Source organism: Psychrobacter sp. K31L (assembly GCF_017942195.1).
Taxonomy (GTDB): Bacteria; Pseudomonadota; Gammaproteobacteria; order Pseudomonadales; family Moraxellaceae; genus Psychrobacter; species Psychrobacter glaciei.
Genome location: NZ_JAGKSC010000004.1, coordinates 333,836 through 345,819, shown reverse-complemented (window position 1 = coordinate 345,819; position 11,984 = coordinate 333,836). Strand labels below are relative to the sequence as shown.

Annotated in this window: 11 protein-coding genes and 1 tRNA gene; 6 read left to right on the top strand and 6 right to left on the bottom strand. The window is 41.4% G+C overall.

Annotation, left to right across the window (positions count from 1 at the left end):
* The first annotated feature begins 216 nt into the window (after positions 1-216).
* Both J5X94_RS09110 and J5X94_RS09105 read left to right on the top strand, forming a co-directional pair.
* The gene (locus J5X94_RS09110) at positions 217-1,932 is read left to right on the top strand and encodes an AIPR family protein (protein WP_210541033.1); all 1,716 of its coding nucleotides are present in this window, start codon (positions 217-219) and stop codon (positions 1,930-1,932) included.
* Between the two features lie 311 nt (positions 1,933-2,243).
* Complete coding sequence (locus tag J5X94_RS09105) at positions 2,244-3,572, top strand: valine--pyruvate transaminase (RefSeq protein ID WP_210541032.1); 1,329 nt, start codon at positions 2,244-2,246, stop codon at positions 3,570-3,572.
* A gap of 86 nt (positions 3,573-3,658) precedes the next feature.
* Here J5X94_RS09105 and J5X94_RS09100 read toward each other — a convergent pair whose 3' ends face one another.
* The 4 genes from J5X94_RS09100 to hisB form a co-directional block, all read right to left on the bottom strand.
* A complete protein-coding gene (locus J5X94_RS09100) occupies positions 3,659-4,561 on the bottom strand; it encodes a DJ-1/PfpI family protein (protein ID WP_210541031.1) in 903 nt (300 codons plus the stop codon).
* Between the two features lie 606 nt (positions 4,562-5,167).
* On the bottom strand, positions 5,168-5,557 hold the full coding sequence (locus J5X94_RS09095) for a hypothetical protein (RefSeq protein WP_201592789.1): 390 nt from the start codon (positions 5,555-5,557) through the stop codon (positions 5,168-5,170).
* Between the two features lie 201 nt (positions 5,558-5,758).
* Positions 5,759-6,403, bottom strand: coding sequence for an imidazole glycerol phosphate synthase subunit HisH (gene hisH / locus J5X94_RS09090; protein ID WP_210541030.1), 645 nt, complete (start codon positions 6,401-6,403; stop codon positions 5,759-5,761).
* Positions 6,404-7,069, bottom strand: a complete 666-nt coding sequence (hisB, locus tag J5X94_RS09085; RefSeq protein ID WP_010197269.1) for an imidazoleglycerol-phosphate dehydratase HisB — start codon at positions 7,067-7,069, stop codon at positions 6,404-6,406.
* Positions 7,070-7,456: 387 nt separating this feature from the next.
* On the opposite strand from hisB, the gene J5X94_RS09080 reads away from it, so the two are divergent.
* Both J5X94_RS09080 and J5X94_RS09075 read left to right on the top strand, forming a co-directional pair.
* Positions 7,457-7,879 (top strand): hypothetical protein, encoded by a 423-nt coding sequence (locus J5X94_RS09080; protein WP_210541029.1) that lies wholly within the window; start codon positions 7,457-7,459, stop codon positions 7,877-7,879.
* A gap of 122 nt (positions 7,880-8,001) precedes the next feature.
* Positions 8,002-8,077: transfer RNA gene (locus J5X94_RS09075), tRNA-Phe, on the top strand.
* A gap of 105 nt (positions 8,078-8,182) precedes the next feature.
* Here J5X94_RS09075 and J5X94_RS09070 read toward each other — a convergent pair.
* Complete coding sequence (locus J5X94_RS09070; RefSeq protein WP_210541028.1) at positions 8,183-8,554, bottom strand: hypothetical protein; 372 nt, start codon at positions 8,552-8,554, stop codon at positions 8,183-8,185.
* Between the two features lie 179 nt (positions 8,555-8,733).
* Between J5X94_RS09070 and J5X94_RS09065 the strand changes: the two genes are divergently transcribed.
* Positions 8,734-9,234, top strand: a complete 501-nt coding sequence (locus J5X94_RS09065) for a DUF4385 domain-containing protein (protein WP_010197261.1) — start codon at positions 8,734-8,736, stop codon at positions 9,232-9,234.
* A 127-nt stretch (positions 9,235-9,361) separates the two neighbouring features.
* Complete coding sequence (locus tag J5X94_RS09060; RefSeq protein ID WP_210541027.1) at positions 9,362-10,039, top strand: phosphoglycolate phosphatase; 678 nt, start codon at positions 9,362-9,364, stop codon at positions 10,037-10,039.
* A gap of 27 nt (positions 10,040-10,066) precedes the next feature.
* On the opposite strand, the gene J5X94_RS09055 is transcribed toward J5X94_RS09060, so the two are convergent.
* Positions 10,067-11,644: a YifB family Mg chelatase-like AAA ATPase gene (locus J5X94_RS09055; protein WP_210541026.1), complete on the bottom strand. Its 1,578-nt coding sequence runs from the start codon at positions 11,642-11,644 to the stop codon at positions 10,067-10,069.
* Between the last annotated feature and the right edge of the window lie 340 nt (positions 11,645-11,984).

The following is an 11,984-nucleotide window of genomic DNA, read 5'->3' as shown; positions in this document are numbered from 1 at the left end:
TTTTTTAGTTCTATATTATCTTTCATTCTGAGCTAAGTGATGAATACACCTTGGTGCGTCTCTTGACATGTAGCTACTCCAAAACCTAGCGGTCGAAAATTACTCAGCCCGTCAGTATTAATTCTGCTATCAGAACTAAAAAGCTCCTTCCGGAGCGATTTTGTTGTAAGATATTGATTTTAAAAATCAATCCAAAATATAAGAAAAGGTTCTATTATGAGCAATGAAAAAATAATACTTGAAGGCTGCATTAAAGCTTTTAAAGAGAGTAATGAGATTGATTTGTCTGATAGTGAATTATTCGAGATTTTTTCATTAACTCAAATCCATAAAGATAGTAGCGTGACATACGAAAATGTATTATCTTCAATTGTCGATGGTAGCAATGATGGTGGTATCGACTCCATTATGATTTTTATTAACGATGAATACATAGATAATATAGATAGTTTAGATAACTTCAATTTTACTAACAAAACCAATGCTAAATTCATTATTTCACAATGTAAGAAAGCAAGCTCCTTCAAAGAAGGTATAATCGACAAGCTTATTACCACAGTTCCCGTTTTATTCAACCTAGAAAATGAGGAAGAGCTACTACTATCTCGTTTCAATTCAGATTTAGTTAATCAAGCATTGTTATTAACTGAAGTTTGGAAAAAAACTGCTACTAGTGGAGGAAAGATATCTTTAGATTATCTCTGTATATCAAATGCTCCTAGTAGAAATTTTAATACAGTTTTTTCTCAAAAGACAGAACAGTTAGTCGAAATATCTCAGAAAATATTTAGTACTTCAGATATAAATTTTTCTGTCTATAGCTCTAAAGAGCTACTCGAATTATACCAACAGCAGAAGTCCAATCGTAATACTATAGAATTTAAAGATAGACCATTATCAACAGAGTTCGATAATTATGGTATTGGGTATATTGGGACTGTTAAGTTAGGAAACTATAAGGAGTTTTTAACAGCAGAAAACGGAGGTATTCGTGATGATCTTTTTGAAAGTAATATTAGACACTTTCAGGGATCAGTAGATGTAAATAAGCGTATACGGGAATCAATAGAAAACCCTTCGAATGAGGATTTCTGGTGGTTAAATAATGGTATTACCATTATTGCAGAAGAGCCAAAAGAAGTAGGAAAGAAATTATCTATTGAAAACATACAGATAGTGAACGGCTTACAAACTTCTTACTCTATATATAACTATCATAACCTAGATATGAATGATAATAGATCAGTTCTAGTTAAAGTCATAATAAATACAAATAAAGAAACGACTGATCATATTATCGCTTCCACCAACAGTCAAAATCCTGTCTCTGCTACTTTATTACGTGCAACAGAACCCGTACAAAGACATTTGGAATTATTCTTCTTAAATGAAGGCTATTACTATGATAGACGGAAAAATTACTATAAAAATCAAGGAAAACCAGCTACAAAAATATTTAGTATTCAACTGACAGCTCAAGCGGTTCAATCTATTGCTTATAATGATCCACATACAGCAAGATCGCGTCCAACCTCTTTGTTAAAAACGGAAGCTAATTATAATAAAATATTTGATCCTAAAAAGGATTTTAAACCTATGTTCAACTGCTGTCTTATCTATAAGAAAGGGCATAGTTATTGGCTAAAGCATTCTGATAGTAAAGAGAAGAGTAAAACATCGAATTTTAAATTACACTTAGGCATGATAATTTCTAAAATTTATTTCAAGAAAATAAACGTTTCTTTTGAAGATATATCTGTTATTGATCTATCTCTGATTACTCAAAATATTTTTGAAGAAGCAATAAGTTTTCTAGCTAATAGTATTGATAATTACTTACTAGCCAACTCAGGGAAAAATCTAATCAACATTGCAAAAAGTAAAGAGTTTACTGATTATCTGCTAGATCAGCTAAATAAAAAATTCAGTTAAATACGTTAGAAATTGTACATCTCAATTCATTTAGATTTTAAAAGACTTTGTAGTAATAAGGCTTCTTAGCACTGATTAAATTGGTATCTTGGCTACAAAACCCTCAACTCCTGAAACTCAAACTTAAGATGCCTTCTATTCAATTAGAAGGCGTTTTTTGCTTCGTCAAATGTCTCAGAATATAAACCAATATCAGCCACGCAGTTTGCTTATTTATTGGGGGGATTACCTAGCCCTCATTTGCTATACTAGCCCAACTTTATCGGTTAAATACCAACTTATAACACCCTCCAAAACAGCATGGTAGCCTTATGAAATTCTCAAAGTTCGGTCAAAAATTTACCCAGCCCACTGGCATCTCACAATTGATGGACGATTTGGGCGATGCGCTAAAAAGCGATCAGCCAGTCAACATGCTGGGCGGTGGTAACCCTGCCAAAATTGATGCCGTCAATGAGTTGTTTTTGGAGACGTATAAAGCGCTTGGTAATGACAATGATACAGGTGAAGCAAATAGTAGCGCGATTATCAGCATGGCGAATTACTCTAATCCGCAAGGTGACTCGGCCTTTATTGATGCCTTGGTTGGCTTCTTTAACCGTCATTACGATTGGAATCTAACGTCAAAAAATATTGCTTTGACCAATGGCTCACAGAATGCTTTTTTCTATCTGTTTAATCTGTTTGGCGGCGCTTTCGCTGATGAGAATAGCGAGTCTATCGACAAATCCATTCTACTGCCATTGACCCCTGAGTATATCGGCTATAGCGATGTGCATGTCGAAGGTCAGCATTTCGCAGCAGTATTGCCGCATATCGATGAAGTGACTCATGATGGTGAGGAAGGCTTCTTTAAATATCGTGTCGATTTTGAAGCATTAGAGAACTTGCCAGCACTAAAAGAAGGTCGTATCGGCGCGATTTGCTGCTCACGCCCGACCAACCCGACTGGCAACGTGCTGACCGATGAAGAAATGGCGCATTTGGCCGAGATTGCCAAACGTTATGACATACCGCTTATCATCGATAATGCCTACGGCATGCCCTTCCCGAATATCATATACTCTGACGCGCATCTGACGTGGGATAACAATACGATTCTGTGCTTTAGCCTGTCTAAAATTGGCCTGCCCGGTATGCGTACGGGGATTATCGTGGCCGATGCCAAAGTGATCGAAGCAGTCAGTGCGATGAATGCCGTGGTGAATCTAGCACCGACACGCTTTGGTGCAGCGATTGCCACGCCACTAGTAGAAAATGACCGTATCAAGCAATTATCAGACAATGAGATTAAGCCGTTTTATCAAAAGCAGGCGACCCTCGCCGTGAAGCTGTTAAAAGAAGCGTTGGGCGATTACCCATTGATGATTCATAAGCCTGAAGGCGCGATATTCTTATGGCTATGGTTTAAAGATTTGCCGATTAGCACCCTTGAGCTATACGAGCGCCTCAAAGAAAAAGGCACGCTCATTGTGCCAAGCGAATACTTCTTCCCTGGTGTCGATGTTAGCGATTACCAGCATGCACACGAGTGTATTCGTATGAGTATCGCGGCTGACGAGCAGACGCTAACTGATGGTATTAGAGTGATTGGTGAAGTGGTACGTGAGCTTTATGATGAAGCCAAAAAACAAGATTAGATGCTAGAATCATAAATTCAAATAGCAAAATAGAAAAACGGACTCTAATAGTCCGTTTTTTTATGCTATGACCGTATGAGAACAGTTTAGCTAAGCTCTTTTAACAAAGCCTTAGCACTGACCTTACCAAATTCATTAGCGGCTAATGGCCCATCACCTGAAATCAGCTTTCTATCTTGATGCGTCTGTCCTGAGGCGAGCTTATTGCTAATCGTGACACCCAAATCTTCTAACTTTTCACCGAAGTACCAAGGCATAGTTCCCGGCAGGTAACCGAGCTTTGGCATTTGCTTATCCATTCCCGTAGGAAACGCCACCATCTTATAGCCTTTAAAGATAAAGTCGCTTTCAGACTTATCCGACCCATTAGGACTGTCGAGATTAGCGGCTAATAAAGCCGCAGGGCCATGGCAAATAGCTAAAGTAAATAAATCTCTATTATGACCCCAACGTAGCAATTCACCGAGGTTTTGGTCTTCGGGCAGACCTAACATTGCGCCATGACCACCCGGAATAAAGATTGCTGCATAATCTTCACTATCAGCCATATCGTTTTTAACAAAGTTAGCGATACTTTTTGGGTTATTCAGCGTTGATTCATATTCAGCATAGATTTTTTTGACGTCGTCATCATTGTCTGGCATTGCCCACTGTTCAACTTTCACAGACTCGCCTGTAAGGGTGAAAATGTCTACCTTAAAACCTGCTTGCTTAAAATGCAGTAAAGGTACCATCATTTCAACGGGATGATTGCCGGTATCGAATTTTTTACCATTTTCCATGGTCATGTATTGCTGCTCGGTGCAGACCATTAGAATTTTTTTATCACCAGTGTACGGCGCGTCATACTCCGTATGGTCATAGTTAGTTTTACTTGGTGCGGCAAGTTTCAGTGATGATTTAGAAGGAATAAAAATCCCCGCTTCGGTTTCTTGTGCCTCTAAACCTAAAGTATCTTTGGCCTTGCCTAATAAATCTTGGATATTCATAGTTTTTCCTAGTTATTATTAATTATGGAGGATGGATATAGTCGATTCAATTTAAAAGTAGTACAAGGCAAACGAGTGTAGATGTATATGTGATACTTCAAGCGAGGTTAACGCTGTAATACTTTTATAGTGGAATGACTATACCTAATCAGGCGATATTTAAAGACAATATGCTTAGGATATACGCCAATACCACCACCCTTTTATCTTAAGATAACAAACTGAGAAAGGGTTAAATAGATAAGACTTTTTATATTTCGTAAGCTTTGTAAAGAGAGCGTGTTTAATCTGTCAAATTACAACCGCTGCAATAGCTATAGTCAATCCGCTATAAATTGGATACGGTGTCAAGCTTGCTTAGTCTACGACTTGTAGTACTTTCACTCGCCTTCCTTGTATCCAAATTATGCTGAACCGACTATACCTACTTAAGCAGAAGCTATTTTAGAAGTCATTTGTGTGGATATTCTTATAGGAGTATTGTTCTTGACGAACAAACGCAAAAGCATGGTATCCAAGTGATTTGGTGAAGTGGTACGCGAGTTGTATGATGAAGCCAGAAAATAAGCAATCATAAACTCAAATAGCAAAACAATAAAACGGACTCTAATAGTCCGTTTTTTGATGTCGTTTAATCATAGGTTTAACTTTACTGACTGACTGAAAATTCTTTGTCCATACGGTAAAACCATATAGTACGTAAGACAGCAGACACGTATTGATCAAATCATGAATGCTGGCTTTAAGCTCTGCGCTGCCTATCGCTGAGAGGCCAAGCTCGGTAATCGTCTGGCGATTATCCAAATACTCGCCCAATAAGGCGATAGCTGTCACCATAATTAAAGCAATAAATGCCCTAACGCTGTACTTCTTAAAAATTGGACGCATCAGGATTAAACTTAATAGATAAACGCTGATACCTACATAAATATGTAAAGCATCTTTTTCCAATCCTGTGGCATTCACGACACTATTTTTGAAGATATAAAAATCCACGATTTTATTCCGTGTATAAGAGATAGAGAATAGCTGAGTATAAATAAAAACCGATTAAGTATAAATTTAAAATAAAAAAGAGTTTGCGACAATGCAAACTCTCTTGCGTGAGGGCAAAGCAATGCTTTACTCCTTCCTCGCTCAGGTTACGCCACTGCGAACCTACTTGACTGCTAAATCAAATATTTGACGCATATTTTGCTAAATATCCCACTCTACAAAGTTCTTTAACAGCTGCAAGCCAGCGGTATGGCTTTTTTCTGGGTGAAATTGGGTCGCAAATAGATTGTCTTGGATGACGCTGGCACAAAACGGCTGACCATAATCACAGACAGCAGCAACTTGTGAGCTATCGGCAGGCTCGCAGTAGTAGCTATGCACAAAGTAAAAGTGCGCATTGTCCTCGATACCCGTCCACAATGGATGCTCAAAGTCCATACCACTAATGGTGTTCCAGCCCATGTGCGGTACTTTAATTGTAGCACCTTGTTTGTCTTTCCACGTAGGGTTAAAGGCTTCTACCGTGCCGTTCAAGATACTAAGACAGTCTGTACCGCCATTTTCAGATGACTGCTCAAACAACGCCTGCATGCCCACACAGATGGCCATAACGGGCTTGTTAAACACTGCATGGCGTATGACGTCATCAATCCCAGCCTCGTGCATGCCAGCGATACAGTCACGCATAGCACCGACACCGGGGAAGACAATCTTATCTGCTGCCGCCACCACTTTGGGATCGTTGGTGATAGAGACTTCCGCCCCTACCACTGACAATGCTTTACTGGCGGAATGCAAATTACCCATACCATAATCCAATAATGCAATTTTGGTCAGCTTACTCATCTAAAACGCCTCTTTGGTCGATGGTAGCGTATTTAACGCACGCTCATCATATTCACAAGCCATACGTAGCGCACGAGCAAAGGCTTTGAAGGTTGATTCGATTTGGTGATGGCTGTTTTTGCCTTTTAGATTGTCTAAATGCACGGTCATCCAAGAATGGTTAACAAAGCCGTAGAAAAACTCACTAAACAAATCAACATCGAAACGACCCACGTGCGAGCGGGTAAATGGAATGTCCATATGCAAACCCGGACGACCTGATAGATCGACAACCGCACGCGTCAACGCTTCATCTAGCGGTGCATAAAAGTGCCCGTAACGACGGATGCCTTTTTTGTCGCCCAATGCTTTATTAAAAGCTTGCCCAAGCGTAATACCCGTGTCTTCCACGCTATGATGGTCATCGATAAAGGTATCACCGTTGCATTTGATATCTAAGTCAAATAAGCCGTGACGTTTGATTTGATCAATCATATGATCCAAAAACGGCACACCAGTGTCTACAGTACCTTGACCCGTACCATCAAGATTGACGGTACAAGTGATTTGCGTTTCGGCAGTGATGCGTTCAACGGTCGCGATACGTTCAGGGCGACCATGTAGATTTAGGTTTTTTGGTGCAGTTTGCTCAGGTGTGTCAGCGGTCGTCGTTGTATTGGCTGTCATGGCTACTCTCTATCAGTTTTTTATCAGTGAAAAGCGGTCAATAAATAGGGCAAAAAAGCGCCTATTACATTGTCGCTAGTACTTGAATCAGTACTAGCGAAAAATGTATTAGAAAATGATATATACAAAAGATATCAAGGCATTAGGGTTTATACGTACTAAATATTATATAGCCTCATCATAGCAAACCCTAACATTTACCGCCACGGTCAAGCGGTAAACCACGCACAAAATTACCTCATTCTGCTAAAATAGTGTGTTCAGTATTATCAATCATGACTCGCACTGACTGTGAGACATCATATTCTGTAGCTTACTCTCTATGGCATAGTGCTGTGTCATACTGCTACTTTATACTATAGAAACCCTTTGTTTATAGGAACTGCCATGCCTTTAGAAGCGATCGCCATTAATAGCTTGGATGCACCACTTATCAAAAAACCTGCTCGCGACAATGAGCTAGCAGAGCGCTTGCAGACATTGTACGATAGCGATGACGCGCAGCCTGATGGTCTCGAGGTATTAAATATCGTTGAGCAGGGCTTTAAGCGTGGGCAATACCTATATGTCGGTATGTTTAATGACAAGCCTATCGCTGCCGTTGCTTGCTTCGATGACGGGCAGACCAATGCCAAGCGCTTACAGTATCTTACTGTTCATACCCAAAATCGTGGTCGTGCTATCGATGCCAAGTTTATTAAACTGGTTTATGATGCCGAAGTGAAAAAAGGCGTGCGTGAGTTTGTCCCTGCTGATGCGGATATTCACCGTATCATGAGCGAGTATGAGCTTCTGCGTGTCAAAGATTAGTTTTAGCGTTAAAAAGCGATATTTTGATAAATAAGTCATTTTTTTAATCTTTTATCGCTTATGATGCAAAAACTACTTGACAGTAACGCCTATATTTAGTTTAATAGCGCCTCAACGAAGACGGCTCGATAGCTCAGTCGGTAGAGCAACGGATTGAAAATCCGTGTGTCGGCAGTTCGAACCTGCCTCGAGCCACCATTCGTTTAAGAATTCTAAAAAGCCCCAGACATCTAATGTTTGGGGCTTTTTTTATGCTTAATTTTTATCGTATTCTTTAGTATTGATTTTATTCATGCGTTTCTCTTATTCGTATAGCCGACCACGTAATAATAAATTACAACGCTCGCGTGAATCCAAGTCATAAATGGTCGCACGGTAATCAATACCGTGACGGCCTTCAAAAAACACCACCCGATCGCCCACTGCCAAAAAACAAGACGTACGCGCATCATAAATAAAACCATCAATGACGAATGCCAAATCACGATCTATCTCACGTACCGTATAGGTCTTACCTTGCGGAATCAAACGCTCAAACCATGCGCTATGGGCGGCATTGGTGCTTAGCACACTTATGAGCAGCAGCGCTGATATCATAAAGATACTTTTTAACGACATCGCAAAAGTCGCACCGGCTAAGCTGATTTTATTTAGGATATTTTTATTAACTGTCATGACCTTAACCTACTCAGACCTGCTCAATAATTGATTCTGTTCGCTACGCTTCTTATGCTAAACGCTTACTGTCACGGTTGCATAACATTTCTGTGCTGTTTTTTAGACGGCAGTGCTCAGTATACTCGATAGCAATGTTAATGATAAATAAGACAGATAAGTGCTAATAGGGATAAGTGATGAGAGAGTTTGATTATGATTTGGATTATAAAAACCTAGACTTGCGGGCGCAGCCTGAGCTGTATCGCGTCGGTCGCGGTGAGCAAGGCGTATTATTGGTAGAGCCTTATAAGTCTGAGATACTGCCGCACTGGCGCTTTGCCACGCCTGATATTGCGACTGAAAGTAGCGAGGCAATTTATCAAATGTTTTTAGATTATCTGGCAGCTGATGACTTTGTCGGTGCGGATATGGCGCGTAAATTCATTCAAATGGGCTATACGCGTGCGCGTCGCTATGCCAATCACAAAGGCGGCAAGAAGTACAAAGGGCCAGTGCCCGATGATAAAAAAGGCCAAAGCGGCGCACATGGTCGCGCAGAGTTACCACGGCAAGAGGAAGACCCAATCAAAGCAGAGTCAGCCCGTATTTTTAAACAAAAATGGGATGAGTGCCGCGAGAACAAAGATTATCTAAAAATGAAAAAAGAGCATCGTGAACGTTACAAAGATATCGAGTGAGTGCTAATGTTTATGATATTAAGAACAGTAGAACACTAAATTGACTGGTCTCAAAACACTACTGTGCTAAGGTATGGAACGATATACCAAACCTAATAAATATAACGACTTCCAATAGTGAGGAACAATGGATAAGCAACTTTTGATTTTTGATTTTGATGGCACACTGATCGATAGCGTGCCAGATTTGGCTGATGCGACCAATGCGATGCTGACCACGCTTGGCAAAGAGACCTACCCTATTGACAGTATACGTAATTGGGTCGGCAATGGCTCCAGAATGCTGGTCGAGCGCGCGTTGGTGGGTAAGGTAGAGGTGTTAGAAGGTGAGCTGACGGCCGAGGAAGCTGATCATGCCGAGCAGGTATTTTTTGATGCTTACAACAATATCAGCGGTAGCAAAACCGTCGCCTACCCAGATGTCGATAGCGGACTAAAGAAGCTGAAAGATGCAGGTTATATACTGGCATTAGTGACCAATAAACCCATTCGCTTTGTCCCTAAAATATTACAGGCATTTGGCTGGCAGGACTTGTTTGCCGAAGTGCTGGGCGGTGATAGCTTGCCTGTTAAGAAACCAGACCCTGCGCCGCTATTGCATGTCTGCAATGCGTTGAATATTGACCCAGAACAAGCCGTTATGATTGGTGATTCTAGAAACGATATATTGGCAGGACAAAATGCCAATATGGATACCCTTGGTCTGTCTTATGGCTACAACTACGGGCAAGACATTCGTGAACTGAACCCGACCGAGGCCTTTGATAACTTTGCGGATTTGGTTGATCATCTTTTACAAGGGTAAATGATAAATAATTGAACATCACGCCAGCTACTTACTTCGATAGCTCAATGCCTCTGACACATGAGCGCTTGTAATATCGATACTGTCGGCAAGGTCTGCGATGGTACGAGCAACGCGCAAGACTCGATGATAGCCGCGTGCCGATAAATTTAGACGTTGTTGAGCGAGCTGTAATAGCTGTTGCTCGCCCTCTCCTAGCTGAATATATTTATCAATCTCACTAGGGCTAAGCTCATTATTGACCTTTTTTTGCCGCTTGAGTTGATGCTTGTGCGCGGCAGCCACCCGAATCCGCACTTGTTCGGAGGTTTCACCAGCTTGGGCATTTTGCAAGTCGGCAATCGGTAACGCGGGCACGGTAATATGCAAATCAATGCGATCAAGCAGTGGGCCCGACAGCTTATCTTGATAGCGCTTAATCTGCTCGGGACGACAACGACATCTTGCCGAGCCGTCACCATCATAGCCACACGGACACGGGTTCATGGCTGCCACCAGTTGAAAGTTGGCTGGGAAGGTCATCTGTGAATTGGCGCGGCTAATGGTAATTTGCTTCGCCTCTAATGGTTGGCGCAGTACCTCTAACACGGTACGATCAAACTCTGGTAATTCATCAAGGAATAACACGCCTTTATTGGCAAGGGTAATCTCGCCCGGTTTGGGACGTGAGCCACCACCGACCAAAGCCACCGCTGATATGGTGTGATGAACTTGCCGAAATGGCCTTGTCCCATAATCATAATCACTGTCTGCCACCGAATAAGTACTGGCAACTTCTAACGCATCCTCAGCACTCAAATCTGGCAAGATAGTCGGTAGCCGCGAGGCCATCAATGTCTTGCCCGAACCGGGAGGCCCTGTGAACAATAGCGAATGACCACCAGCGGCGGCAATCTCTAGCGCACGCCTAGCATGATGTTGGCCTTTGACATCAGCCAAGTCCACTTTATAACCCGTATGTTTTTCTATCACAGCGGGCGGTACAATCTCTAAGCGCTCATAAGTAGCATTTGGATTGGTCAATGATTGCAAATGATCGCAAACGGCTTTTAGACTATCTGCCGCCAATATCTCTACACCCTCGACACGGCTAGCCTCGGCACCGTTATCGATCGGGACGATTAACTGCGGCGTTTGTGGCTCTTGATCCTGCTCTGTCAATTCTGGTTCATCATTATCTGCTGTCTGTAAGACTTTGGACGCTAACACTTCCGCCTTTATCGCTCGTGCTACTGCCAAGCTGCCAGTGACTTGCCGTAAATTCCCATTGAGCGCTAACTCACCGATAAACTCAAACCCTGATAGTACTTCTGGATCCAACTGATCGCTGGCTGCCAAGATGCCAATGGCAATAGGCAAATCCAGCCTTGCACCATCTTTTGGCAGGTCTGCTGGCGCTAAATTAATCGTCAGGCGACGATTGGGGAACTGAAAGCCAGAATTCAGAATGGCTGAGCGCACTCTATCTTTACTCTCGCGCACAGCAGCTTCTGGTAGACCGACGATGGTCAATGCTGGCAAGCCTTGCGATAAATGCACCTCAATAATGACCTTGGGTGCGTGCAAACCGACGACTGAACGGGTATAGACTTGAGCAAACGACATCAGCGTTTCCTAATAAAGGGAGCTTTTGATCATAAAGTATTATGTATCAGTGCGCAAATGTCGTGTATTTTATAATAAAAATGGTTTGGCTACTGTTAACCCTCACTTTCTTAACGTTTTAACGAACCATTATCTATGGGTTTTTTGAATGCCGAGTTATGATTTCAAAGAATAAAAAGCGCTCCTAATTTTTATGATTATGAGAAAAATAATTTTATTAAATTACTGGTAAAGTTATTTCTTTTAGGTATATGATTGGTGAGTATTTGTACACTGAAAGCAACAATAGCAATTTATTGACTATTTAGAGCACGACAGATAAAAGGATTATCAGTGCTTT

Coding starts and splice junctions, on each gene's coding strand:
- hisB (WP_010197269.1), bottom strand. CDS start 7,069: ATGACAGCCAATACAACGACGACCGCTGACACACCTGAGCAAACTGCA.
- J5X94_RS09110 (WP_210541033.1), top strand. CDS start 217: ATGAGCAATGAAAAAATAATACTTGAAGGCTGCATTAAAGCTTTTAAA.
- J5X94_RS09070 (WP_210541028.1), bottom strand. CDS start 8,554: ATGACAGTTAATAAAAATATCCTAAATAAAATCAGCTTAGCCGGTGCG.
- J5X94_RS09105 (WP_210541032.1), top strand. CDS start 2,244: ATGAAATTCTCAAAGTTCGGTCAAAAATTTACCCAGCCCACTGGCATC.
- J5X94_RS09055 (WP_210541026.1), bottom strand. CDS start 11,644: ATGTCGTTTGCTCAAGTCTATACCCGTTCAGTCGTCGGTTTGCACGCA.
- J5X94_RS09100 (WP_210541031.1), bottom strand. CDS start 4,561: ATGAATATCCAAGATTTATTAGGCAAGGCCAAAGATACTTTAGGTTTA.
- hisH (WP_210541030.1), bottom strand. CDS start 6,403: ATGAGTAAGCTGACCAAAATTGCATTATTGGATTATGGTATGGGTAAT.
- J5X94_RS09060 (WP_210541027.1), top strand. CDS start 9,362: ATGGATAAGCAACTTTTGATTTTTGATTTTGATGGCACACTGATCGAT.
- J5X94_RS09080 (WP_210541029.1), top strand. CDS start 7,457: ATGCCTTTAGAAGCGATCGCCATTAATAGCTTGGATGCACCACTTATC.
- J5X94_RS09065 (WP_010197261.1), top strand. CDS start 8,734: ATGAGAGAGTTTGATTATGATTTGGATTATAAAAACCTAGACTTGCGG.